This is a genomic window from Ketogulonicigenium vulgare WSH-001 (assembly GCF_000223375.1).
Taxonomy (GTDB): Bacteria; Pseudomonadota; Alphaproteobacteria; order Rhodobacterales; family Rhodobacteraceae; genus Ketogulonicigenium; species Ketogulonicigenium vulgare.
In genome coordinates, this window is the sequence record NC_017384.1 from 1,227,849 (window position 1) to 1,252,519 (window position 24,671).

Here is a 24,671-nt window from a genome sequence, read left to right on the forward strand (position 1 = left end):
GCGGATGCCCTTAGCCCCCCCGCCCCCACAAGACAAGCAGACAACATGTTGCGGCACTGGCCTCGCGCCCGTTTGCAGGCTATAGCAGGACGCAACTTTTGTTGATGAGAACGCCATGACCGACACCACGACGGCAGCCGACGACCTGCCCCAGATCTATCTGATCTCGCCCCCGACCTTTGATCTGGATGTCTTTCCCGATCTGATGGCGCGCTGCCTTGATGCGGTCGAGACATCCTGCGTGCGTCTTTCGCTGGCGACCCGTGACGAGGATGTGATCCAACGCGCCGCCGACAGCCTGCGCCAAATCACCCATGATCGCGACATCGCATTGGTGATCGAGAACCACGCCCTGCTGGTCGAGCGTCTGGGCCTTGATGGTGTGCATCTGACGGACGGCTCGCGCTCGGTCCATAAAATGCGCCGCGATCTGGGCGAAGACGCGATTGTCGGCACCTATTGCGGCACCTCGCGCCATGACGGCATGACCGCTGGCGATATGGGCGCGGATTACGTCAGCTTTGGCCCCGTCGGGCAAAGCCTGCTGGGCACCGGCGAGCGCGCGACGCTGGATCTGTTCCAGTGGTGGAGCGAGATGATCGAAGTGCCCGCCGTGACCGAAGGGGGTCTGGACGAAGAATTGATCCGCCAGCTTGCGCCCTATAGCGATTTCTTTGGCTTTGGCGAGGAAATCTGGGCGACCGAAGATCCTGTCGCGACCTATCAGCGTCTGGTCGCCGCCACGCGCGGCTAAGTTTTAGCCGTGCCGTAGAGATCTGCGGCACGGCGTTCAAACGCCTGCACGATCTGCCGCATCGCCTCGTGGAAAAACAGGCCCGCCGCGCTTTGCAGCAGCTTGTTGCGAAAGGCGAAATCGACGTCAAAGCTGACTTCGCAACCGCTATCGGTGTCACGAAACTGCCAACGGCTTTCCATATGGCTGAACGGCCCGTCGATATAGCTGGTGTCGATCCTCAGCTGATCCGGATACAGCAACACGCGGCTGCCGAACTTTTCGCGGAACAGTTTGAACGAGACGATCAGATCCGCCAGCATTTCCTGATGGTCGCCGCGATCCGTGACCGAGCGCACCCGCGCACCTGCGACCCAAGGCAGAAACTGGGCATAGCCCGTCACATCCGCCACCAGATCGTAAACCTGTTGGCCCGAATAGGGCAATTGGCGGGTCTCGTGATGGGTGGTCATGACGGCAGGCTCGAAATTGGCTGATTTTCAATCGGTCTGCGGGAAAGCGGGACGAGTTGCAACCCCTGCGGCCTTGCCTCTCTTGCCAAACCACCCCTTGGGGCGCAATAAGCCCGCGAAAACGACGCAAGCGCCAAAAGGAACGCCATATGACCGCGCCCAAGCCCTATGTCATTGATCAGATGATCTCGGCCAAGGCGATTGCCGCCCGTATCGAGGAACTGGCCCGTATCATCGGCGCCGAATTTGCCGATACGGATAAGCTGGTGGTCGTGGGCCTGTTGCGCGGGTCCTTTGTCTTTATCGCGGATCTGGTGCGCGAAATTGACCTGCCGATCGAGGTCGATTTCATTGAGGCATCCTCCTACGGCGACGCGATGGAAAGCTCGCGCGAGGTGCGCATTCTCAAGGACTTGCGCGGCAAGATCGAGGGGCGCGATGTGCTGTTGGTCGAGGATATCGTCGATACCGGCCACACGCTGCATTACGTCACCCGCATCCTGAACGAGCGCAAACCCCGCCGCCTGCGCACCATCGCGCTGCTGGATAAGCCCTCGCGCCGCGAGGCAGACTTTGCGGCCGATTGGATCGGGTTTTCGATCCCTGACGAATTTGTCGTCGGTTACGGGATTGATTTCGCGCAGCGCAATCGTAACCTGCCCTATATCGGTAAAGTCCGCTTTACGGACCAGACTTCGGGCGAGGACGCATGAACCCTATCCACTGGCTGATGCGCATGAAGCGCTGGCAGCAAAATCCGCCCAGCGCAAAGCAAGTGCGATTCGTCGGCATCGTCGTCGCGATCTGCTTTGCGATTGCGCTGGTCAGTTGGTATTTTGGCGCGGATTTCCGGCCGCAGAGCATGCGCCTGCCGCCGATCCGCTAATCAGCCGACTTTGGGCGCATATTGCCCGAAACTGTTGTGATAATGCGTGGACAGGCGTTCCAGCGCGATCTTCAGCACCACCTTGCCTGACCTTGCCGCCCAGCCATTGCGGCGCTCGATCTGCTCAAGCCCTTCCAGATGACAGCAGCAGGCCAGCGCCACCTCGCCAAGGCCGGGACCCATGGCCTGCAGCGCGCCGATCAGGCGGCGGCGGGCGTCGATAATGGCAATCGGCCCATCGCCGACAGAGCCGCGCACATCAATCGCTCCGGTCAGAAAACGCGACCAATCCTGCGCGCCGGATGCGGCCATATTGGCCAGTTCGAAATCTTCACGCAATCTCTCACCTATGCTTACCAATTCTTTGGAAAGATAGGGCTTTCCGTCACCATCCCGACGCCTTCCCAGGGCAAGCAATGGGCTAAGGCCCATGGTGCTGCGAAAGTGGCTCAGGCGCGGCTCACCCTCGTCCAGCGCGGGCAGCGGGGCGCGGCCCGCCTCTTTCACATCGCGCAGATGCGCCTTGCCGGTCGCCGAGATGCGATAGCGTGCAATGCGGGCATTCGGTGTCTCGCAGGTAATCCAATTGCGCAGCACCAGCCGTTCGGCGACAGCGCGACCGACAACCGCAACGCGGGCGGTGTCGCGCACCAGAATGCCCTTTTCCATATCGACCGCCAGCGCCAGCGTCACGCCTGCCTCGGCCATGCGGTTCAAAATGCGCATCGCCTCGGCATCGTGAAAACTATCCTCGGCGCGTTTGGCGCGGGTCTCGGTGGGCTTTGCCTGCAACTTGCGGGTCAGGCTGCCATCCGCGACGCGCTGCGGGTCGCGTGACAACGCGCGCAGGGCGGTATCGACCAAGGGGTCGTCCCGCTCCATCTCAAGCTTGCGGATCTGGCGCAGAATGGTCGAGGGGTGCACCTGCACATCGCGGGCAATCTCGCGGATCGGTTTGCCGTCTTCGGTATGGGCCAGATAGTGACGCGCGGCGGCGGGCAGCCATTTCGGCCAGTTGCTGTCGTCATCCACATGGACGGCCTGCGCACCTTGGTGCTGATCGTTACTGCCCATCGCGAAACCCTTTCGTCCGGCGTTGCGAAACCTGTTCATTGCAGGCCTTGCACACAACCAATAGGCGAAACCCTTACCTATTGGTTAATGCAAGACACAGGTTCACATAATTATTTCAAATTTCTAAACGGGCGTTTCGCAATCGGACGTTGCGCGGTGCGTTGCCGCAACGGCCCCTGCGCCGTGGCAATCTGGCCTCATCGCATCTTTGCCCGGAGCCGCCATGACCCACCCTGCCCTGACTGACCTGCGCCGCCCGCGCCTATTGGTAAACGCCGCCCGATTCGCCCTAGAGGACTACAACCGCACGGTCATGCTACCGCGGCTGTTGCATCTGCTGCGCCTGCCCGCGCCCGGCCACGCGCTGGAGGCGCTGATCGAGACCGAGGCCGAGGTCAACGCCACCCGCCTGACCGGCAGCGCCACCTATTCCATCCCCGAACATATCGCGCTGCTGGCCGCGCTGCTGGCCGAGGCCCATATCTGCGACGCTACGGCCCGCATAACGGCGCAAAACCCCCTTGAAAGGCCCGCTGATGCAGCCTAAAGCCTGCCCATGACACATCATGATCGCCTCCTCATCATCGACTTTGGCAGCCAGGTGACGCAGCTGATCGCGCGCCGCCTGCGCGAGCTGAATGTCTACTGCGAAATTCATCCCTATCAGAATGTCACCGACGCTTTTCTGCGGGATTTCGCCCCCAAAGCCGTGATCCTGTCGGGCGGCCCCGATAGCGTGACGCGCGAGGGCAGCCCCCGCGCCCCCGAAGCCCTGTGGGACTTTGGTGTTCCCGTCCTTGGCATCTGTTATGGTCAGCAGACCATGATGACCCAACTGGGCGGCAAGGTGGAACGCGGTCACGGCACGGCAGAATTCGGCCGCGCCTTTGTGACGCCCGCCGCCGATGCGCTGAACATTCTGGACGGCTGGTTCGCCGCTGGCAATGAACAGGTCTGGATGAGCCACGGCGACCATGTCTCGGCCATCGCGCCGGGGTTCAAGGTTTACGGCACCTCGCCGAATGCGCCTTTCGCGATCACTGCCGATACCGAGCGCAACTTCTTTGCCGTACAGTTCCACCCCGAGGTGCACCACACCCCCAAGGGCGCGAAGCTGTATGAGAATTTCATCCGTCTGGCCGGTTTCACTGGCGACTGGACGATGGCTGGCTACCGCGAGCAAGCGATCCAGCAGATCCGCGATCAGGTTGGCGACAAGCAAGTCATCTGCGCCCTGTCGGGCGGCGTTGACAGCTCGGTCACCGCGATCTTGATCAACGAGGCGATTGGCGATCAGCTGACCTGCGTCTTTGTGGACCATGGCTTGCTGCGCAAGGACGAAGCGATCGAAGTGACGCGGATGTTCCGCGAAAACTACAATCTGAACCTGATTGCAGCGGACGAAAGCGAGATGTTCCTGGGCGCGCTGGAAGGCGTGACCGACCCGGAAGTCAAGCGTAAGACCATCGGCAAGCTGTTCATCGACGTCTTTGACAAATACGCCAAAGAGATCGACGGCGCCGAATTCCTGGCGCAAGGCACGCTGTATCCGGATGTGATCGAATCGGTCAGCTTCTCGGGCGGACCTTCGGTGACGATCAAATCGCACCACAATGTGGGCGGTCTGCCCGAAAAGATGGGCCTGAAACTGGTCGAGCCACTGCGCGAGCTGTTCAAGGACGAAGTGCGCGCCTTGGGCCGCGAGCTGGGCCTGCCCGAGCAGTTCATCCGTCGCCACCCCTTCCCCGGCCCCGGCCTTGCGATTCGCTGCCCCGGTGAAGTGACCCGCGAAAAGCTGGACATTCTGCGCAACGCCGATGCCGTCTATATCGACCAGATCCGCAAGCACGGTCTGTATGACGAGATCTGGCAAGCCTTTGTCGCGATCCTGCCCGTGCGCACCGTCGGCGTGATGGGCGATGGCCGCACCTATGACTTTGCCTGCGCCCTGCGCGCGGTGACTTCGGTCGATGGGATGACGGCGGATTACTACCCCTATACCCATGAATTCCTTGGTGAAACCGCAACACGGATCATCAATGAAGTGCCGGGCATCAACCGCGTGACCTATGATATCACGTCAAAGCCGCCCGGCACGATCGAGTGGGAATAACCCTTTGACATAAAAAGGCCGCGCAACAGATCGTTGCGCGGCCTTTTCCTTTGTCATGCCCGCTTATGGTGTTGCGGGTGTTGTCGGCGCAGGTGTGGGCGCCGGCGTAGGTGTGGGTGTCGGCGCGGGCACGGGTTCCGGCGCGGGTGTCGGCGTCGGCTCGGGCATGGGCGCAGGCGTCGCTTCAGGCGCAGGTGTGACGGCCGCCGGCGGCTCTGCCGGCGTGGTGTCAGTTGGGCCACTGGGCATAAAGATCGAATAGAGCAGCGCCAGAACGATGGCGATTGCGGCGACGATCAGAATGATAGATCCCCAGCCTGCATTGCGCGGCGGCGGGGGGTTCTGCATGGGATCGGTCATCTTAAACCTCCGTCATTACAGTAAAGTAGCGCCAGTCTTGACCCCCGCCCCGCGCCTGTCAATCGAACGATTGTGAGCGGGGTTGAACCGGCAAACTTCCGTCTGCCCTTTCAACCACGCCCTTCCCCCGTTAAGGAGGGGCCAGCCCTGTCATATAGGAGGCCAAGATGACTTTCTGGATCGTCGCGCTGGTTTTGGTGCTGATCATCGCCCTTGGGATGATTGCGCCGCTGTTGCGCCGTTTGCCCGTCGATGCGGAAACTGAACAGGCCTCGGAAGATATAACGATCTATCGCCAGCAATTGTCCGAGATTGACCGTGACCTGGCGCGCGGCACCTTGCTGCCCGAGGAGGCCGAGCGCGCCCGCACGGAAATCTCGCGGCGCATCCTGACCGCTGACGGCACCCGCCGCGGCCCAACCGGCACCGCGCCCCGCGCCGCCAGCATCGCGATTGCGGCTGTCACTGCGGTTGTCCTGTTTGGCGGCACCGCCGCGCTTTACATGGTACTTGGCCAACCAGGTCGCGCCGATCTGCCGTTTGAGAACCGCCTGAGCGATGCCGAGGAAACCCGCGCCACCTTGCCCGCGCAAGCGAGCCTCGAGGCTGACACCCCCGCCTTTACCGCGCCTGCCGATGCCCCCGCGAATTATGCCGCGCTGCAACAAAGCCTGCGCGAGGCGGCCGAGGCGAACCCGACCTCGATCGAGAACTGGCAGATTCTGGCGCTGTTCAACTATCGTCTGGGGGATTACGCCGGTGCCGTCAGCGCGCTGCAGCAGATCATCGCGGTCAAAGGCGAGACTGCCGAGACCGACGACCGCCTTGCCCTGATCGAGGCGATGGTATCGGCCGCGAATGGCCGTATTTCCGCCGAGGCGCGCGATCTGATCGCTGATACGCTGGCGCGCGATCCTGCGGCCCCCGGCGCGGTGTTCTACCAAGGTCTGGTCGATGCCGATGTCGGCCGCCCCGATCTGACCTTTGCCGCATGGCGCGATTACATTGAAAACTCGCCCCAAAGCAGCATGTTCACCACGCAGATGCATGACCAGTTGACGCTGATCGCCGAACTGGCGGGCATCCGCTATACCCCGCCAGCGCTGCTGAATGCGACCGCCGAACAGATCATGGCGATGTCGCCCGCTGAACAGCGCGTGGCGATCCAGAACATGGTGGATCAGCTGGGCCAGCGTCTGGCGGATACCGGTGGCTCGGCGGGCGAATGGGCGCAAATGGTGCGCGCCCTGCGCACCCTCGGCGAGCATCAACGCGCCGCGCTGATCGTGGCCGAAGCCCGCACCACCTTTGCCGCCGACCCCGAAGCGCTGGCCTTGGTCGAGGAGGCCGGTACCGCGCCGGTCACGCCGCTACCGTGATCTGCGAAAGCGTCGAGGATTTCGCCGCAGCCCTGCCGCCTATGCGCGCGGTCTGCGGGTTGGATCTGGGCACTGTGACGATTGGTGTTGCCGTGTCCGATCTGATGCTGTCGGTCGCCAGCCCGCTGGAGACGATCAAGCGTAAGAAATTCTCGCTTGATGCCGAGGCATTGCTGAAAATCATCGCCGCGCGCAATATCGCCGGGATTGTGCTGGGCCTGCCGCTGAATATGGACGGGTCCGAGGGGCCGCGCGCCCAATCCACCCGCGCCTTTGCCCGCAACCTGTCGCGCCTGACCGATCTGCCCATCGTCTATTGGGATGAACGTCTGTCGACCGTCGCCGCCGAACGCGCCTTGCTCGAGGCGGATACATCGCGCAAACGCCGCGACGAGGTGATCGACCATGTCGCGGCGGGCTTTATTCTACAAGGCGTGCTGGACCGTCTGCGGCACCTACGCCGCTAGCTGGTCCATCGCCGCGAGGGCCTTTTCCACCGTATGCAGCCCCGCGCCGTCGCGGTTCGCTTCCTCTGACAGAATACGCCGCCATTGACGCGCGCCCGGGCGGCCCGCAAAGGCACCCAGCATGTGGCGGGTGATCTGATGCAACCGGCCGCCTGCGCGCAGGTGATCCTCGATCACGGGGAACATGGCATGGACGGCTTCTTCGGCGCTGATCGCGTGCCCCTCGCCCCAGATCAGCGGATCGGCTTGGCCCAGGATGTCAGCGGGCTCGTGATAGGCCGCGCGGCCGATCATCACGCCATCAAGGCCGCGATCCAACAGCGCCTGCGCCTCGGCCAGCGATTTCACACCGCCATTCAGGCTGATGTGCAAATCGGGAAAGGCCGCTTTCATCGCAAAGACCAGATCGTAATCCAGCGGCGGGATATCGCGATTTTCCTTGGGCGACAGGCCTTGCAGCCAGGCCTTGCGCGCATGGATGATGACGCGCCGCACGCCTGAGGCGGCGACCTTTTCAAGGAACGCGGGCAGGATGTCGGACGGTTCTTGGTCATCCACGCCAATGCGACATTTCAGCGTCACTTCGACCGGGCTCGCCGCGATCATCTCGGACAGGATTTCGGCGACCAGATCAGGCTGACGCATCAGCACCGCACCAAAGGCGCCCGATTGCACGCGGTCCGAGGGGCAGCCGCAGTTCAGGTTGATCTCGTCATAATTCCAATCCGCCGCGATCCGCACCGCCTCGCGCAGTTGTGCGGGATCGGCACCGCCCAGTTGCAGCGCGACGGGATGTTCGGCATCGCGATAGCCCAACAGCCGCGCGCGCGGGCCATGGATCACGGCGGGGGCGGTCACCATCTCTGTATACAGCAGCGCATTGCGGCTGAACTGCCGGTGAAAGATCCGGCAATTGCTATCGGTCCAGTCGATCATCGGCGCGACGGAGAGCCGCGCCGCTTTGTTCAAATCAGTCATGCGCCTGTCCTGTTGCCTCGCTGTGGCCATGGTCGGGTGCGCTTGGGAAGAAGCGGCGCACGCGTTTGCCAAATGTGTCGATAAAGGTCAACACAACAGGCACCACAACCAGCGTCAGGATGGTCGAAGAGATCAGCCCCCCGATCACCGCATGGGCCATCGGCGCGTTGGTGCCCGAGCCGCCATGCAGGTTCAGCGCCATCGGCAACATGCCGAAAATCATCGCCAGCGTCGTCATGATGATCGGGCGGAAACGGGTAAAGCCGGCTTCGATCAGGGAATCATACAGGTTCATTCCGCCGCGCACATGCTGGTTGGCATTGTCCACCAATAGAATCGCGTTCTTTACCACCAGACCCATCAGCATGATGAAACCGATCGCCGAATAGATGTTCAGCGTCGATCCACCGACCAGCAGCCCAACCACCACCCCGATCAGCGACAGCGGCAGGGCCATCATGATCGCAAAGGGCTGTGTCAGGCTGCCGAACTGCGAGGCCAGTACCAGATAGATCGCGATCACGGCCAGCAGCAGCGCCTGCGCGGCCGAGCCTGCGGCCTCGCCCAGATCCTCGGCCTCGCCGCCCATTCCGGCGCGATAACCGGGGGGCAGATCCAGCGCATCAATCGCGGATTGGGTCGCGGCCATGGCCGTGGTGAAGTCGACGCCTTCGATATTGGCCTCGACCAGAACGGTGCGCATCTGGTTGTATCGGTTGATCTCGGACGCGCCGACGGATTGTACGATATCGGCGACCTGTGCCAGTTGGATCAGCGTGCCATCGCTGCCAACGCCAACCGGCAGCTTGCCCAGCTCTGCCGCATCGGAGCGGATCTCGCTGGGCAGGCGGATATAGACGGTAAAGCTGTTATCGGCATCATCCGTCCAATCGCCGACATCAGTGCCCGCCATCATCGGCTGCAGCATGTTGCCGATACTGCCCAAGGACAGCCCCAGATCACTGGCTGCATCGCGGTTGATCCGCACGCCCAGCACGGGCTGTGCCACCGACATGCTAGAGGTCACATCGGCAAGGCCGGTGATGCCCCGCAGTCGGCCAACCAGATCATCGCTCAGCTCGCCCAGAACGTTGAGCGATTCGCCCTGCACCCGGATCTGGATCGGCGCCGAGGTCATGCCCATTCCACCTGCGGCAGCAACTTTGACCTCGACCCCCGGCAGCGCAGTCAGCGCCTGACGAACGGGGATGGTGATCTCGGTCGGGGTGATCGTCCGCTCGAGGCTGGGGACCATTGCGACAGTGATGGTGGCGGTCGTGGTGCCATCAACCGACGATCCCGACGCGACCGTTGCATAGGTGCGGATCACCTCTGGAAAGGTGTTCAGGATATCGGTCGCTTGCTGCACCTTAAGCGCGGTGTAATCCAGCGACGAGCCTGCGGGCGTCTCCAAGGTGACGGTAAACTCGCTGCTGTCACCGGCGGGCGCGAATTCCCCGCCCACACGCGGGATCAGCGCAAAAGCCCCGACCAAGGCCAACAGTGCAATGAACAGCGTCGTGAACCGGTGCCGCAGCGACCAGCGCAGCACACGCCGATAGCCATGGGACAGATGCTCGAAAAATACGTCGAAATGGTTGATCAGCTTCCAGATCGGCCCTTTTTTCGCCGTCTTATCCGCCGCCGGGTCATACCAGATCGAGGAGAGCATCGGGTCAAGCGTGAACGCGACGAACATCGAGATCGACACAGCCACCGCAACCGTGACGCCAAATTGCAAGAAGAACCGGCCCATGATGCCTTCCATAAAGGCAACAGGCAGGAACACGGCAACAATGGACAAAGTGGTGGCCAACACGGCAAGGCCGATCTCGTTGGTACCATCCAGCGCCGCCTGCACGTGGGTTTTGCCCATATGCAGGTGGCGCATGATGTTTTCACGCACCACGATCGCATCGTCGATCAGCAGGCCCACCGCCAGCGACAGCGCCATCAGCGTCATCACGTTCAGGGTAAAGCCCAGCATCAGCAGCACGGTCATCGTGCCGATCAGCGAGATCGGCAGCGTCAGCCCGGTAATCACTGTCGAGCGCCATGAATTCAGGAACAGGAACACGATCAGCGTCGCAAGCGCCGCCCCTTCGATGATCATGTTCAAAACGGTGTGATAGCTTTCCTCGACCGCGGTCGAGCCATCGACCACCACGTCGATCTGGACGCCCTCCGGCAGTTGGCCATTGGTCAGTTCGGCAACGGCGTGGCGAATATCTTCGGCAACGCCGACCGTATTCGCCCCTTGTTGTTTGACCACATCAATAGCCAGCGCAGATTGACCGTTCAGCATCGCCAGCGATGTCACCTGCGCAGTGCCAAGTTCGATATGCGCCACATCGCCCAGATGCACGGGCTGGCCGCCCCGGCGCGCAACGATGATCTGTGCGAAATCGTCCTGGTTCTCGATCCGGCCCTCGATCTGCACTGATTGCACTTCGATCCCATCGTCGAATTCACCTGCCGAAATATCAACGTTTTCGGCGCCGACAGCCTGAATAATCTCGCTGGCGGTGACGCCAAAGGCATTCATGCGGTCGGGATCGAGCAAGATGTTCACCTGACGATCCAAGCCCCCCACGACCGAGGCGCTACCGACGCCCGAAATCATCGACAGGCGCGGCACGATGACATCGTCGGCCAATTGGGTCAGATCCTCGCTCGCCATGGAATCCGAGCTGATCGCAAGCGAAATCAACGGCATAGCCGCCGGGTCAAACCGCAAGATCACCGGATCATTGGCCGCATCGGGGAAGCTTGCGGCGATTTGGTTTAGCTTTTCGCGCACGTCCTGGACAGCATCGGCGCTGTTCACCTCGAGGTCGAATTGCATGATGACCATCGCGCGCGAGGGCTGCGCGATGGACTGGATCGTATCAATCCCCGAGATGGTATTCACCGTCTCCTCAATGGGCTTGATAATATCCGTCTCGACCGCCTCGGGGGATGCGCCTTGATAGGTCACAACGGCGGCGACAACGGGAAAGTCGATGTCGGGGAATTGCTCGACCGCGAGGCGGTTGAACGAGAAAATCCCCAGCACCATGATCCCGACCATCACCATCGCTGCGAAAACGGGTTGGCTTACGCTGACACGGGTCAGAAACATGATCAGCCCTCGGCTATGGTGACAAGGTCACCGACCGCGAGGTTCGACAATGGCAGCGTAATCACGCGATCACCTGCCGCCAAACCTTCGGTCACTTGCACAAGTTCGCCTGCCCAGCGCGGGCCGGTGGTGATGTCGCGCCGCTCGACCGTGTCATTGACCACGACCAATACGAAAGAGGTGCCGCTGTCGGTGCGGATCGCCGCGGCGGGAATGGCGATGGCGTCCGGTGCCTCTTGGGTCACGACCTGACCGATCCCGAACATACCGCCGCGCAATGTGCCGTCGGTGTTGTCGATCATAATGCTGACGGGAATGGTGCGGCTGCCGGTGGTGGCGACGGGGCTGATCCGTTCAACCTCGCCCTCGAACGTGCGGCCGGTGATACCATCGACGGTCACTGCAACCTGCTGATCAGGGGCCAGCTCGACGCTATCAACCACCGCCGCATTGGCCAGCATCTCCATCCGCGACATGTCGACCAAGGTCAGCAAGGGCGTTCCGACCGAGACGAAGGCGCCCGGCTCGGCCTCGCGCGTGGCGACGATGCCGTCAAAGGGCGCGGTCAGCGTCGCCTTGGACAGGTTCAATTCGGCCGAACGGATCTGGTCTTGCATCGCGGACAGGCTGGCGCGCGTCGCCTCGACATTGGTGCGCGATTCGTCCAGCGCCGAGCTGGTCGATGCGCCCCGCCCCACCAATTCCGTCACGCGCGCGAGCTGCGACTCGGCCAGACCCAGTTGAACGCGGGTCGCCTCGGCGTTGGAGCGGGCAAGGTTCAACTGAAGGGTCAGCGCCTCGACATTGACCTGCACCAACACATCGCCCGCGCGCACGCGGTCGCCGACGCGGACAGCGACGCTTTCCACGACACCGCTGGCCTCGGCAGAAAAAGTCACGCTGCTGACCGGGTTCAGCGCGCCGGTGACGCGCACCTGACGTTGCAGCAAACGCGGCGCAACCACGGTGCTTTCGGCGCTGTTGATCAGCTTGCGCGGCACCTCGGGCGCGGGCGGCGGATTCGCGGCGGCCTCGGCTGCAACACGCTGCGCTTCCATCTGTTGGTTAATGACATAGGCACCAATGCCAATCACCGCGACCCCCAGCAGCACCCACGGCAGGATGCGACGCTTTGGCTTCTTGCCTTCGCGCAGACGGCGCGCGTTCTCGGCCTCGCGGCGCGACATGGCCCATTCCGGTTTTGCCGTATCAGGCACCGCTTTCCCGTCTGAAACCACAGGCGTTGCTGCAGCTTTCGGCGTTTCGAGCGATTCGTTGCCTTCGGAGTGAGCCATAAGTGACCTCATTCAATGTGCGGATGCGCTTTGGTGCCAATCGATAATGACGCAGGCCCCTTAGTTAAAGGGGAAGCTGGGTAAAAATGCGATGTCTTACCAATCTTAACATATGTTTCGTGCAACAAATCAGGGCTTTGATACCAAAAGCGCGCAAAAATTTTTACCTCCTGCAAAAAATATGTGCCCAATTCGTGCATGACAGTTGAGTCAACACCCCCAGATATGCAATTTTGTCTTACCCGACCAACCCGTACGTCATGGCCTGTAATTGTTTTGAACAGCCAAAGTCCTGCTGCCGGGAACGGGGAGGAAGATACACACCAAGATCGGAGACTTATTATGTCAAAGACCTTTCTGCGCATCACGGCCGCACTGCTGGCCAGCACAATGCTGGTCACTGGCGCATCGGCAGAAACAGTCCGCTGGGCACGCTCCAGCGATGCCCTGACCCTCGACCCCCATTCGCAAAACCAGGGCGTCACGCACAACTTTGCGCATCACATCTATGAAACGCTGGTGAACCGCGAAGTCGATGGCTCGCTGTCGCCGCGTCTGGCGACCGAATGGGCCACGAAAGAGGGCGAGCCGAACGTATGGGTCTTTACCCTGCGCGAAGGCGTGACCTTCCACAACGGCAACCCGTTCACCGCCGAAGACGTCGTCTTCTCGCTGGACCGCGCCCGTTCGGAAAAGTCGAACATGCGCCAGCTGCATGCTGACGTGGCCAGCGTCGTCGCTGTCGACGATCTGACCGTCGAAGTGCATATGAATGGCCCCTCGCCGCTGTACCCGAACAACCTGACCAACACCTTTATCATGGATAAGGAATGGTCCGAAGAAAACAACGTCACCGAAGTGCAGGATTACGCTGCCGGCGAGGACAATTATGCCGTGCGTAACACCAACGGCACCGGCCCCTATATCCTGGCCGAGCGCGAGCCTGACGTGCGTTCGCGCCTGACCGTATTCGAAGGCCACTGGGCGGATGCGCCCGCTGTGACCGAGATCGTCTTCCTGCCCATCACCGAGAACGCAACCCGCATCGCAGCGCTGCTGTCGGGCGAAGTTGACTTTGTCCAAGACGTCCCCGTGCAGGATATCGAGCGTCTGCAGTCGACTGACGGCATCACCGTCACCACCGGCGCAGAAAACCGCAGCATCTATTTCGCCTATCGTATGGATGATGCACCGCTGCGGTCGTCGAATGTCACCGATGTGAACCCGTTCCAGAACCCGCTGGTGCGCGAAGCGATCCACCTCGCCGTTGACCGCGATGCGATCCAACGCGTTGTGATGCGTGGCCAATCGGTGCCGACCGGTATCGTCGTGCCGCCCTTCGTAAACGGCTGGACCGAAGAACTGGACGCCTATCCCGCAACGGACGTCGCCCGCGCGCGTGAGCTGATGGCCGAGGCTGGCTATCCCGATGGCTTCACCGTCACGCTGGACACGCCGAACAACCGCTATGTCAATGACGAAGCGATTTCGCAGGCGCTGGTGAACTTCCTGGGGCAGATCGGCATCCAAGTGACGCTGGCCTCGCGCCCCGTTGCGCAGCACTCGCCGCTGATCACCGCGAACGAGACCGACTTCTATATGCTGGGCTGGGGTGTACCGACCTTTGACTCGGCCTATAACTTCAACGACCTGATCCACTCGAAAGAGGGTTCGTACGGCGCCTATAACGGCGGCCTCTATTCGAACCCCGAAGTGGATGCGATGATCGAATCGCTGGGCACGGAAGTCGACCTTGATGTGCGTAACGCAACCATCGCCGCGATCTGGGAGATCATCCAGGCCGAGCGTATGGTCCTGCCGATCCACAATCAGGTTCTGGCCTATGCCACGCGCGGCAATCTGGAAGTTGCGGTTCACCCGGAAAACCAGCCGCTGCTGAACACTGTTACGATTTCGGACTGATCGGAACGAAACCGCTGGGCCTGCCTGTGATCAGGTGGGCCCAAACGGCCTGCCGGCGAAAGCTGCGCGGGCTCTTTGATCAAGAAAGTTACACCACATGCTGGTATTCATTCTGCGCCGCCTTGCGCAGTCGGTGGTGGTCATGCTGGCGGTTGCGCTTATTGCGTTTCTTATCTTCCGCTATGTCGGTGACCCCATTGCGTCCATGGTCGGACAGGACACACGTCTTGAAGACATGGAACGTATGCGCCAAGAGCTTGGCCTCAATGACCCGTTCTATGTCCAGTTCTGGACATTCATTACCAATGCCGTCCAAGGCAATTTCGGTATTTCCTATCGCCTGCAACTGCCCGTCACACAGCTGATCTTTGACCGCCTGCCCGCCACGTTGGAACTGGCGCTGGTTTCGGTGATCCTGGCGCTGTTTATCGGCGTCGGCCTTGGCATTTTCACCGCTTTGCGGCGTAAATCCTTTGGCGCGGGGCTGATCATGTCGCTGTCGCTGGTGGGGGTGTCGCTGCCGACCTTCCTGATCGGTATCGGGCTGATCTATATCTTTGCGGTTGAATTGCAGTGGCTGCCATCCTTTGGACGCGGCGAAACAGTGCAGATCGCCCCATGGTGGCGCAGCGGTTTCTTTACCCAATCGGGCCTGAGGTCGCTGATCCTGCCTGCGATCACGCTGTCGCTGTTCCAGATGACGCTGATCATGCGGCTGGTGCGATCAGAAATGCTAGAGGTGCTGCGCCAAGATTACATCCGTTTCGCCCGCGCCCGCGGCCTGCCCGAACGCGCGATCAACTTTCGCCATGCGCTGAAAAACACGCTGGTGCCCGTGATCACGATCACCGGTCTGCAACTGGGCTCGATCATCGCCTTTGCCGTCGTGACCGAGACCGTGTTCCAATGGCCGGGTGTCGGCTCGCTGTTCATCAATTCGGTGCAGGTTGTCGATGTGCCGGTGATGGCCGCCTATCTGATGTTCATCGCGCTGGTCTTCGTCATGATCAACCTTGTTGTTGATATCCTTTACTATCTTGTCGATCCGCGCCTGCGTATCGGCGCGCGTGCGGGGGCCTGATATGAGCGACACCCAATCCCAAAACCCAACCCGCCTGCAGCGGATCTTTAACAGCGATATCTGGTGGTCGTTTCGTTCGTCCCCCGTCGTCATCGTTGCGGCAATTGTTGCCTTTGCGCTGATCGGTATGGCGGTGTTCGCGCCGCTGATCTCGCCCTATACGCCGTTCATTCCGCAGTCGAACAATCTGATGGATGGCTTTACCCCCCCGGGCGGCGACAGCTTTTCCGGCAATACCTATCTGCTGGGGACGGATGATCAGGGCCGCGATATGCTGTCGACGATCTTCTATGGCTCGCGCGTGTCGCTGTTTGTCGGCTTTATGGCGACCGGCCTTGCGATGCTGATCGGCATCTCGCTGGGGCTGATCGCGGGCTATCGCGGCGGTCTGGTGGATACGATCATCATGCGTATCGCTGACGTGCAACTGTCGTTTCCGGCCATTCTGATCGCGCTGCTGATCTTTGGCGTCGCACAAGGCATCCTGCCTGCGAACCAACGCAATGCGATGGCCGTCTGGGTGCTGATCCTTGCGATCGGTCTGTCAAACTGGGCGCAATTCGCGCGGACGGTGCGCGGCTCGACCATGGTGGAGAGCCAAAAGGACTATGTGAACGCGGCACGCCTGCTGGGACGCAATCCGATTGCGATCATCCTGCGCCATGTGCTGCCGAACGTGATGGGCCCCGTGCTGGTTATCGGCACCATCAGCCTTGCGCTGGCGATTATCGAGGAAGCGACCCTGTCCTTCCTGGGCGTCGGTGTGCCGCCAACCCAGCCCAGCCTTGGCACATTGATCCGTATCGGCCAACGCTTCTTGTTCTCGGGCGAATGGTGGATCCTTGCCTTCCCCGCTCTCACACTGATCCTGCTGGCGCTGTCGGTTAACCTGCTTGGTGACTGGCTGCGTGACGCCCTGAACCCGAGGCTGCGTAAATGACCCCTCCTGTTCTGAAGGTTGATAACCTTGTCGTTGACTTCCCGCTGCGCCGTGGCACGTCCCATGTGCTGCGGGGGGTCAGTTTCGAAATCGCGGCGGGCGAAGTGCTGGGCGTTGTCGGCGAATCCGGGGCTGGTAAATCCATGACCGGTTCCGCCGTCATCAAACTGATCGAGCCTCCGGGCCAGATCACCAGTGGCGAAGTCTATCTGACCGGTCAGCGCATCGACCAGCTGCCCGAGGAAGAGATGGCCAAGCTGCGCGGCAAGCGCATCGGCCTTGTCACCCAAGACCCGCTGACCTCGCTGAACCCGCTGTTCACCATTGGCGACCAGCTGATCGAGACGATCCGCCAGCATATGGATCTGTCGGTCGATAAGGCGCGCGAGCGGGCGGTCAGCCTTTTGTCCGAGGCTGGCATCCCCGATGCCGCCAGCCGCATTGACGCCTATCCGCACCAGTTTTCGGGCGGAATGCGCCAGCGTGTGGTGATTGCCCTTGCCATCGCGGCCGAGCCGGAGCTGGTCATCGCGGACGAGCCGACCTCGGCCCTTGATGTGTCGGTGCAAAAGCAGATCATTCAGGTGCTGAAGGATCTATGTGCGCGGCGCGGCACGGCCATCATGCTGATCACGCATGATATGGGCGTGATCGCCCAGATCGCCGACCGCGTGATGGTGATGAACCTTGGCCAAGTGGTTGAAACCGGCCCTGTCGGTCAGATCATCCGCAATCCGCAGGCGGATTACACCAAAAAGCTGATCGCCTCGATCCCGACGATCAGCCGCGGTGCTGTTGCCGCTGCGGCTGAAATCGCTGCCCCCCGCCCCGACACCCATGTCGCGGTCGAGGATCTGGTTTGTGATTTCAACGCAGGCGGCGGCGTCATCGCGCGGCTGTTTGGCAAGGGCGCGACGACGTTCCGTGCCGTGGACAAGGTCAGCTTTAGCATCCCGCGCGGCAAGACCTATGGCCTTGTGGGCGAATCCGGCTCGGGTAAATCCACCTGCGCGCGGATGATCGCGGGGCTGATCCGTCCGACCGCTGGCCGTGTGCTGGTGGGCGGTCAAGATGTCTGGGCCGACCGCGAGGGGGCCGAACAGCGCCGTCGCAACGTGCAGATGATCTTCCAAGATCCCTATGCCAGCCTGAACCCACGCTGGCGGGTCAAGGATATCATTGCAGAACCACTGCGCGCCCTTGGCCTGTCCAAAGGTGGGTCCGAGATGACCGACCGCGTGGCAGAGCTTTTGCGTGAGGTGCGCCTTGATCCGGCGGTGATGGACAAGTTCCCGCATGAATTCTCGGGCGGGCAACGCCAGCGCATCGCCATCGCACGCGCCCTATCGAGCCAACCGGCCTTCATCGTCTGCGACGAGCCGACATCCGCGCTGGACGTCTCGGTACAGGCGCAGGTGCTGGATCTGATGGCGCGCCTGCAAGAGGAACATGGCCTGACCTATCTGCTGATCAGCCACAACCTTGCGGTGATCCGTCAGATGGCGCTGGACGTCGGTGTGCTGCATCGCGGCGTGCTGGTCGAAAGCGGGCCGGTCGATCAGATCTTTGACAATCCGCAGGCGGATTACACAAAGATGCTGCTGGACGCGGTCCCTGACCTCGACGCAGTCGCATAAAGGAAAAGGCCGGCGCAATCGCCGGCCTTTTTACTATTCTTCGGTCTCGGCGACGTCTTCGGTGCGCCCGCGATAGCCTGTCGCTACCACGAATTTTTCCGAACTATCCGACCGCGACGATGGCGGCTTCACGTTCTCGACCTTGGTAAATTTCTGCTTCAGGATCTTTTGCAGCTCGCCCTCGGCACCGCCCGCCAGCACCTTGCACACGAATGTGCCACCCGGCGTTAACACGTCAAAGGCCAGATAGGCCGCAGCCTCGCACAGGGCGATAATACGCAGGTGATCGGTCTGTTTGTGGCCGGATGCGGATGCGGCCATGTCGGACATCACCACATCCGCCTGCCCGCCCAGCCATTCTTTGACCTGCAGATCGGCATCGTCGGCCAGAAAGTCCAGCACATGCACCTCGGCCCCCGGCACGGGATCGACCACTTGCAGATCGAGGCCCAGAATACGCCCGACCGGCTTGCCAGCGCGCTCGCCCAGCGCGTTGATGCGCGGCACCGCAACCTGCAACCAGCCACCTGGCGCACAGCCAAGGTCAACCACGCGGGCGCCCGGTTTCAGGAATCCGAATTTATCGTCCAATTCCATGATCTTATAGGCGGCGCGACCACGATAGCCTTCGGCGCGCGCGCGCACCACATAGGGGTCGTTCAGCTGCCGTTCCAACCATTTGGTCGAGGACAGTTTACGCCCTTTGGCCGTCTTGACCTTGACCGTCAGGTCGCGCTGCCCCCGGCCAGAGGTGCCGCCTGTCTTTGATGGGGGTTTGGTCATGGGTCAATCCTATAGGCAATGCTGCGAAGTCACGGCTTTTATCCCCTGTCGGCCATGGAACGCAAGCAGTTGACCCAAGGGCTATGCGTGATTTCCCATGCTGATCGCGCCTTCCACCTTGCGAAAGGGTCACAGTCTTCTTAACTTCTGTCTTAACTTGATAAAGGAGGGCGGGATCATGCCGCCCAGGCGTCCCCAACGCGCGGGCGCGTTCCCGAAGGCGGTCGAGTCGCCCGCGCAGAAGAACCATGCCCGATCCAGGCTTTATGCCGCATTGGATCTGGGCACGAATAGCTGTCGCATGTTGATTGCTCAACCCCATGGCAATCAACTGCAGGTTGTTGATAGCTTCTCCAAATCCGTCCAATTGGGTCAGGGTCTGGAAAGCAGCGGCAAACTTTCGCGCCCTGCCATGCAGCGCACGATTGCGGCTTTGCATATCTGCAAGCAAAAGCTGGTGCGGCACGGCGTGAAACACATGCGCCTTGTCGCGACCGAGGCCTGCCGCCGCGCCAGCAATGGACGCGCGTTCATTGCGCAGGTGCGGCGCGAAACCGGCCTGCAACTGGATATCATCACGCCCGAGGAAGAGGCCCGCCTTGCCGTCATCTCTTGCGCGCCTTTGGTCTCGCCAAAGGCCGAACAGGTGCTGGTGGTGGATATCGGCGGCGGCTCGACCGAGCTTGTCTGGTTGGATCTGACAGCGGTGCCCGAACGCGAACGCTCGCGCGCGATCATGCGGTTGCATGCGGGCTTTCGCCCCGCTGATCCGAACAAACCTCATGCCAAAGTCGTGGACTGGATTTCCGTCCCCTTGGGCGTTGCCACGCTGCGCGAGCAGTTTCAGGATGTCGAGGATGACGCCGCCCGTTTCGCGCTGATGAGCTGGTATTTCGAAGAGCACCTGTCTGCTTTTGCACCATCTTCGCAAGCGCAGCCGCAAGAGGGCTTCCAGATCATCGGCACTTCGGGCACTGTGACCACGGTGGCGGCCAGCCACCTCGGATTAAAGCGTTATGACCGCACCAAGGTTGACGGATTGCAAATGACATCCAGCCAGATTGATGCGGTGATCCGCGATTACCTAAGCCTCGGCCCCGAGGGGCGCCGAACCGACCCGCGTATTGGACGGGATCGCCACGCGCTGATCATGTCAGGGGCCGCTATTTTACAAACCCTGCTGCGTCTGTGGCCGACAGAGCGTCTGTCGGTCGCCGATCGCGGCCTGCGCGAAGGTCTGCTTTACGCGCAGATGAGTGCTGACGGCCTGATTCTGGAGCCCAAATGACGACTGAACTCTCTCTTGTTGCGGATATCGGTGGAACGAACACGCGCCTCGCGCTATCGGCGGCGGGCGTTGTGCTGCATGATACGGTGCGCCGTTTTCAGAACGAAGGCCGGCAGCTGAATGATATTCTGGATGAATATCTGGCGGAATGCTGCCCCGATACCAAACCCCACAGCGCCTGTTTCGCGCTGGCCGGGCCGATCAGCGGTGATACGGGCCGGATGACAAACTTGGCCTGGACCATCCATGCGCCCGAGATTGCCACCCGCACATCGGCGAATCGCTGCATTTTAATCAATGACTTGCAGGCACAGGGCTATGCGCTGCCCGCCCTTGCGCCCGACCAACTGACGCCGGTGCTGTCTGCCGAACGCGACATCCGCGCGCCGCGTTTGGTCGTCGGCCTTGGCACCGGCTATAACGCCGCCTTTGTGCTGCCGATTGAATCGGGCGTGTTGGTTCCTGCGGCCGAGGCGGGCCATGCCTCGCTGCCCGCCCATACGGCGGACGGCCGCAAGGTTGTCGACTGGCTTTTGGCGAACCTGGGCCAAGCACAGGTCGAGGACGCGCTATCTGGCACCGGATTCGCCCATATCCACGCCGCGCTGCACGGCGAGAAAGCCACGCCCCCCGCGCTGCTCGCGCGCTGTGAGGATGGCGAGGCAAAGGCCCTGAAGACGCTGGAAGTCGCGATCGAGCTGCTGGGCGGGGTTGTGGGTGACCTTGCGCTGATCTTCCTGCCGCGCGGCGGTATCTATCTGACCGGCGGCTTTGGGCAGGCCCTGACGCCCTGGCTGCGCCAGCCGCATCTGCAAACGGTCTTTCACGACGCCTTTGCCGCCAAGGGCAAGATCAGCGCCATCATGCAAGATTTCGCGCTTTCGGTGATCGGCGACGATTTCGCCGCCCTCGAAGGCTGCGCCTTGCGCGTCGCGCAGAACTAACGCGTCCCCAAGCGCCCTTCGGGGCGCTTGCATCAGGGCGATAATATGCAGGGTTTAAAAATGAAAATAACCGCCGAAGCGGTTATTTTTCATCACCTTGGGTGAATGATGGCGCGGTTGACGGGGCTCGAACCCGCGACCCCCGGCGTGACAGGCCGGTACTCTAACCAACTGAGCTACAACCGCGCATCGTTCCATTCACAAAGATCAGCAGTGGCGCGGTTGACGGGGCTCGAACCCGCGACCCCCGGCGTGACAGGCCGGTACTCTAACCGACTGAGCTACAACCGCGCTTCGCTGCTAACCGGCTTGTGAACCGGTATGGGCCTTCTACGCATCGGCATCGGGGCCGTCAAGCGCGCAAGCGGCGATGTGCGCTACGTAAAGCGTGATTTATCGCATCCTTTGACCGTCACCTAAGGTCAGGTGATGACAGGTACGCGACACTGCCTCGGCCTGCACATCCACTGTGCGCCCCCGCAGGGCAGCACCCTCTTTAAAAACCCGCGCAGATGCATGACCTTAACGTTAAAGCAAAACCGCGCCCCGGAGGGTATTATGAAGAAAATCGGCTTCCTGTCGTTCGGCCACTGGTCGGATGCCCCCTATTCCAAAACCCGCAGCGCCGCCGATGTGCTGCGCCAATCCATTGAACTGGCGGTCGAGGCCGAAAAGGTTGGCGTCGATGGCGCCTATTACCGCGTGCACCATTTTGCGCGCCAACTGGCCTCGCCCTTCCCGCTGCTGGCCGCTGTGGGCGCGCGCACCAGCCGAATCGAGATCGGCACCGGCGTGATCGACATGCGCTATGAGAACCCCCTTTATATGGCCGAGGATGCGGGAGCTGCGGACCTGATCGCGGGTGGCCGCCTGCAACTGGGCATCAGCCGCGGCTCGCCCGAACAGGTGATTGATGGCTGGCGCTATTTCGGCTTTGCCCCTGCCGAGGGCGAGACCGATGCAGATATGGGCCGTCGCCACGCGCAGGTGTTTCTGGACGCGATAGAGGGCAAGGGCTTTGCCCAGCCGAATCCGCGCCCGATGTTCCCGAACCCGCCGGGCCTCTTGCGGCTCGAGCCGTTTTCGGCCGGCCTACGTGAGCGCATCTGGTGGGGCGCGGGCTCGAACGCGACGGCGGTCTGGGCCGGGCAGCTGGGGATGAACCTGCAAAGCTCGACCCTGAAGGATGACGAGAACGGCAAGCCGTTCCATGTCCAGCAGGCCGAGCAGATTCGCCTCTATCGCGATGCATGGAAAGAGGCCGGTCACGCAGGCACGCCCCGCGTCTCGGTCAGCCGCAGCATTTTCGCTATCACCAATGATCAGGACCGGGCCTATTTCGGGCGCGATGGTGAAAGCCGCGATCAGATCGGATTTATTAACGACACCCGTTCGATCTTTGGCCGATCCTATGCCGCTGAACCGGATCAACTGGCGAAAGAGCTGGCCGAAGACGAGGGCATTGCCGAGGCAGATACGCTGCTTTTGACGATCCCAAACCAGTTGGGCGTGGAATACAACGCTCACCTGCTGGAATCGATCATTTCGCAAGTGGCGCCAGCGCTGAATTGGCGCTAACGGCTAAAGGCCGCCGATGCCCCGACGGCATGGCGGCCAAACTCCGCCGGATTACAAAAGTTAACCGTTTCCTGACAATTATGTGACCCCCGACCGCTTGAAAGTCAGCGCGTTAGGCCGCAGCTATCAGCAGGTACGGCGCGGGGACCAAAAACGGTCCGCACGTTACCACGCGGCAGCAGTACCCGCGTTAAACGAGGAGAAGAAAATGAAAAACCTTATCGTAGCGACCACCGCTCTTGTTGCTTCGGCAACCTTCGCCCAAGCTGGCGGCCTGGCAGCACCGACCATTGAGGCCCCGGTTGCAGCACCTGTTGTGATCGCAGCACCTGCTCCCGTCACCACCTGGGCTGGCGCCTATGCCGGTGCAGCCCTGACCTACGGCGAGACCGAAGGTTCGGTCGGCGGCACCAGCGAATCGATCGACGGCGTTGGCGTTGCCCTGCGCGGCGGTTACGACTGGCAGTTCGGTTCGTGGGTTCTGGGTCTGGGCGCTGAATACGCCTACAACAACGAAGACGGCGACGTTTTCGGTGCAACCGCAGAGCGTAAAGACAGCGCAGCTGTATTCGCACGTGCTGGTTACGCACTGGACACCTGGCTGCCCTACGTTTCGGCTGGCTACACCTGGTCGGACGCTGAAGTCGCTGGCACTTCGTACGACCTCGAAGGCGCAACCTATGGCGTCGGCGTTGAAAAGCTGTTCACCCAGAACATCTCGGGCTTTGCTGAATACAGCTTCGCCGACTTCGACGACGTCCAAGGCGTTTCGGTTGAAGGCCAAGGCGTCAAGCTGGGCGTCAACTACCGCTTCTAATCAGAAGCAAGAAGGGGCACCATTTGGTGCCCCTTTTTTATATCTGCCGACTTTTATACTAGCGACCCAGCTCGGGGTCCGGCAGGCTTTGGAACGCACCGCGCAGCGCCTCGCCCCAAGAATTCGAGATCATCTGATAATAGCTGTCATCTTGCGTGATCCGCCACGCATGGCCCGCATCAAAGCCGTCGCGGCGATAGATCAACGCATCAAACGGCAGGCCGACAGACAGGTTCGCCTTTAGCGTCGAATCAAAGCTGACCAGCAGCAATTTCACCGCCGCCTCATAGCTCATGCCGGGATCAAAGGCGCGCACCAGAATCGGGCGACCATATTTCGTCTCGCCAATCTGCAAGAAAGGCGTGTCGGCCCCGGCTTCGATGAAATTACCCTCGGGGTAGATCATGAACAGGCGTGGATCGCCGCCCCTGACCTGGCCGCCCACAATGATCGATGCATTATACATCGAATCGGCGCGCGGGCCGCCTTCGGCGTAATTGCCGATCACATCGCGCAGAGTCTGCCCGACCAACTGCGCCACCTGAAACATCGACGGTAATTCCAGCAGCGCGGGCGATCGCTCGCCGGGGGCTTTGGTGCGCTCCTCAAGCAGGCTGACGACGGCCTGCGTCGTGGCCAAATTGCCCGCCGTCATCAAGGTCACATGGGCGTTCTCGTTGCTCCAGGTAAACAGCTTGCGATAGGTCGAGATATTATCCAGACCCGCATTGGTGCGTGTATCGGCCATAAAGATCAGACCGTCTGCCATGCGCAACGCGCAGCAATATGTCATGCAATGCC

General features: G+C 61.4%; 23 protein-coding genes and 2 tRNA genes. 15 read left to right on the forward strand and 10 right to left on the reverse strand.

Going from position 1 to position 24,671, the window contains the following annotated elements:
* Positions 1–115: 115 nt before the first annotated feature.
* Complete coding sequence (locus tag KVU_RS06105) at positions 116–754, forward strand: thiamine phosphate synthase (protein WP_013384472.1); 639 nt, start codon at positions 116–118, stop codon at positions 752–754.
* Here the strand turns inward: KVU_RS06105 and KVU_RS06110 are convergent.
* On the reverse strand, positions 751–1,206 hold the full coding sequence (locus KVU_RS06110; protein WP_013384473.1) for a type II toxin-antitoxin system RatA family toxin: 456 nt from the start codon (positions 1,204–1,206) through the stop codon (positions 751–753). The genes KVU_RS06105 and KVU_RS06110 overlap by 4 nt on opposite strands.
* A gap of 149 nt (positions 1,207–1,355) precedes the next feature.
* Here KVU_RS06110 and hpt point away from each other — a divergent pair, with 149 nt between their 5' ends.
* A complete protein-coding gene (gene hpt, locus KVU_RS06115) occupies positions 1,356–1,919 on the forward strand; it encodes a hypoxanthine phosphoribosyltransferase (RefSeq protein ID WP_013384474.1) in 564 nt (187 codons plus the stop codon).
* Positions 1,916–2,092 carry a hypothetical protein gene (locus KVU_RS16120; protein WP_013384475.1) on the forward strand — a complete coding sequence of 59 codons (177 nt, stop codon included), beginning with the start codon at positions 1,916–1,918 and terminating at the stop codon, positions 2,090–2,092. The genes hpt and KVU_RS16120 overlap by 4 nt, the downstream gene beginning before the upstream one ends.
* Here the strand turns inward: KVU_RS16120 and KVU_RS06120 are convergent, their stop codons facing one another.
* Positions 2,093–3,166 (reverse strand): DUF6456 domain-containing protein, encoded by a 1,074-nt coding sequence (locus KVU_RS06120; RefSeq protein ID WP_420812003.1) that lies wholly within the window; start codon positions 3,164–3,166, stop codon positions 2,093–2,095. It lies immediately after the preceding gene.
* A 223-nt stretch (positions 3,167–3,389) separates the two neighbouring features.
* On the opposite strand from KVU_RS06120, the gene KVU_RS06125 reads away from it, so the two are divergent.
* A complete protein-coding gene (locus tag KVU_RS06125; protein ID WP_013384477.1) occupies positions 3,390–3,713 on the forward strand; it encodes a DUF6477 family protein in 324 nt (107 codons plus the stop codon).
* Positions 3,714–3,716: 3 nt separating this feature from the next.
* Positions 3,717–5,279: a glutamine-hydrolyzing GMP synthase gene (guaA, locus tag KVU_RS06130; RefSeq protein WP_193365340.1), complete on the forward strand. Its 1,563-nt coding sequence runs from the start codon at positions 3,717–3,719 to the stop codon at positions 5,277–5,279.
* A 63-nt stretch (positions 5,280–5,342) separates the two neighbouring features.
* Here guaA and KVU_RS06135 read toward each other — a convergent pair whose 3' ends face one another.
* Positions 5,343–5,639 (reverse strand): hypothetical protein, encoded by a 297-nt coding sequence (locus KVU_RS06135; protein ID WP_013384479.1) that lies wholly within the window; start codon positions 5,637–5,639, stop codon positions 5,343–5,345.
* 167 nt (positions 5,640–5,806) lie between these two features.
* Between KVU_RS06135 and ccmI the strand changes: the two genes are divergently transcribed.
* Together ccmI and ruvX are read left to right on the forward strand one after the other, a co-directional pair.
* Entirely contained in the window at positions 5,807–7,018 is a 1,212-nt protein-coding gene (ccmI, locus tag KVU_RS06140; protein WP_014537776.1) for a c-type cytochrome biogenesis protein CcmI, read from the forward strand.
* Positions 7,015–7,485, forward strand: coding sequence for a Holliday junction resolvase RuvX (gene ruvX / locus KVU_RS06145; RefSeq protein ID WP_013384481.1), 471 nt, complete (start codon positions 7,015–7,017; stop codon positions 7,483–7,485). Before ccmI ends, ruvX begins: the two co-directional genes overlap by 4 nt.
* Here ruvX and dusA read toward each other — a convergent pair.
* The 3 genes from dusA to KVU_RS06160 are packed head-to-tail and all read right to left on the reverse strand — an operon-like array spanning position 7,474 to position 12,879.
* Complete coding sequence (dusA, locus tag KVU_RS06150) at positions 7,474–8,463, reverse strand: tRNA dihydrouridine(20/20a) synthase DusA (RefSeq protein ID WP_013384482.1); 990 nt, start codon at positions 8,461–8,463, stop codon at positions 7,474–7,476. The two genes, ruvX and dusA, sit on opposite strands and share 12 nt — an antisense overlap.
* A complete protein-coding gene (locus tag KVU_RS06155) occupies positions 8,456–11,584 on the reverse strand; it encodes an efflux RND transporter permease subunit (RefSeq protein ID WP_014537777.1) in 3,129 nt (1,042 codons plus the stop codon). Before KVU_RS06155 ends, dusA begins: the two co-directional genes overlap by 8 nt.
* 2 nt (positions 11,585–11,586) lie before the next feature.
* A complete protein-coding gene (locus KVU_RS06160) occupies positions 11,587–12,879 on the reverse strand; it encodes an efflux RND transporter periplasmic adaptor subunit (RefSeq protein WP_013384483.1) in 1,293 nt (430 codons plus the stop codon).
* 342 nt (positions 12,880–13,221) lie between these two features.
* Between KVU_RS06160 and KVU_RS06165 the strand changes: the two genes are divergently transcribed.
* The 4 genes from KVU_RS06165 (at position 13,222) to KVU_RS06180 (ending at position 18,460) form a co-directional block, all read left to right on the forward strand.
* A complete protein-coding gene (locus KVU_RS06165) occupies positions 13,222–14,802 on the forward strand; it encodes an ABC transporter substrate-binding protein (RefSeq protein ID WP_013384484.1) in 1,581 nt (526 codons plus the stop codon).
* A 97-nt stretch (positions 14,803–14,899) separates the two neighbouring features.
* Positions 14,900–15,883 carry an ABC transporter permease gene (locus tag KVU_RS06170; RefSeq protein ID WP_013384485.1) on the forward strand — a complete coding sequence of 328 codons (984 nt, stop codon included), beginning with the start codon at positions 14,900–14,902 and terminating at the stop codon, positions 15,881–15,883.
* A 1-nt stretch (position 15,884) separates the two neighbouring features.
* Entirely contained in the window at positions 15,885–16,823 is a 939-nt protein-coding gene (locus KVU_RS06175) for an ABC transporter permease (RefSeq protein WP_013384486.1), read from the forward strand.
* Complete coding sequence (locus tag KVU_RS06180; protein ID WP_013384487.1) at positions 16,820–18,460, forward strand: ABC transporter ATP-binding protein; 1,641 nt, start codon at positions 16,820–16,822, stop codon at positions 18,458–18,460. The genes KVU_RS06175 and KVU_RS06180 overlap by 4 nt, the downstream gene beginning before the upstream one ends.
* Before the next feature lie 33 nt (positions 18,461–18,493).
* Here the strand turns inward: KVU_RS06180 and KVU_RS06185 are convergent, their stop codons facing one another.
* The gene (locus KVU_RS06185; RefSeq protein ID WP_013384488.1) at positions 18,494–19,243 is read right to left on the reverse strand and encodes an RlmE family RNA methyltransferase; all 750 of its coding nucleotides are present in this window, start codon (positions 19,241–19,243) and stop codon (positions 18,494–18,496) included.
* Between the two features lie 178 nt (positions 19,244–19,421).
* Here KVU_RS06185 and KVU_RS06190 point away from each other — a divergent pair, with 178 nt between their 5' ends.
* Positions 19,422–20,531, forward strand: coding sequence for a Ppx/GppA phosphatase family protein (locus tag KVU_RS06190; protein WP_013384490.1), 1,110 nt, complete (start codon positions 19,422–19,424; stop codon positions 20,529–20,531).
* On the forward strand, positions 20,528–21,475 hold the full coding sequence (locus KVU_RS06195) for a glucokinase (protein ID WP_013384491.1): 948 nt from the start codon (positions 20,528–20,530) through the stop codon (positions 21,473–21,475). Before KVU_RS06190 ends, KVU_RS06195 begins: the two co-directional genes overlap by 4 nt.
* 109 nt (positions 21,476–21,584) lie before the next feature.
* Here the strand turns inward: KVU_RS06195 and KVU_RS06200 are convergent.
* A tRNA-Asp gene (locus tag KVU_RS06200) sits at positions 21,585–21,661 on the reverse strand.
* 28 nt (positions 21,662–21,689) lie between these two features.
* Positions 21,690–21,766: transfer RNA gene (locus KVU_RS06205), tRNA-Asp, on the reverse strand.
* Between the two features lie 267 nt (positions 21,767–22,033).
* On the opposite strand from KVU_RS06205, the gene KVU_RS06210 reads away from it, so the two are divergent.
* Positions 22,034–23,053, forward strand: a complete 1,020-nt coding sequence (locus tag KVU_RS06210) for an LLM class flavin-dependent oxidoreductase (protein WP_013384492.1) — start codon at positions 22,034–22,036, stop codon at positions 23,051–23,053.
* A gap of 208 nt (positions 23,054–23,261) precedes the next feature.
* Positions 23,262–23,870, forward strand: coding sequence for an outer membrane protein (locus KVU_RS06215; protein ID WP_013384493.1), 609 nt, complete (start codon positions 23,262–23,264; stop codon positions 23,868–23,870).
* Positions 23,871–23,928: 58 nt separating this feature from the next.
* Here KVU_RS06215 and KVU_RS06220 read toward each other — a convergent pair whose 3' ends face one another.
* Complete coding sequence (locus KVU_RS06220; RefSeq protein WP_013384494.1) at positions 23,929–24,663, reverse strand: proteasome-type protease; 735 nt, start codon at positions 24,661–24,663, stop codon at positions 23,929–23,931.
* Positions 24,664–24,671 lie beyond the last annotated feature (8 nt).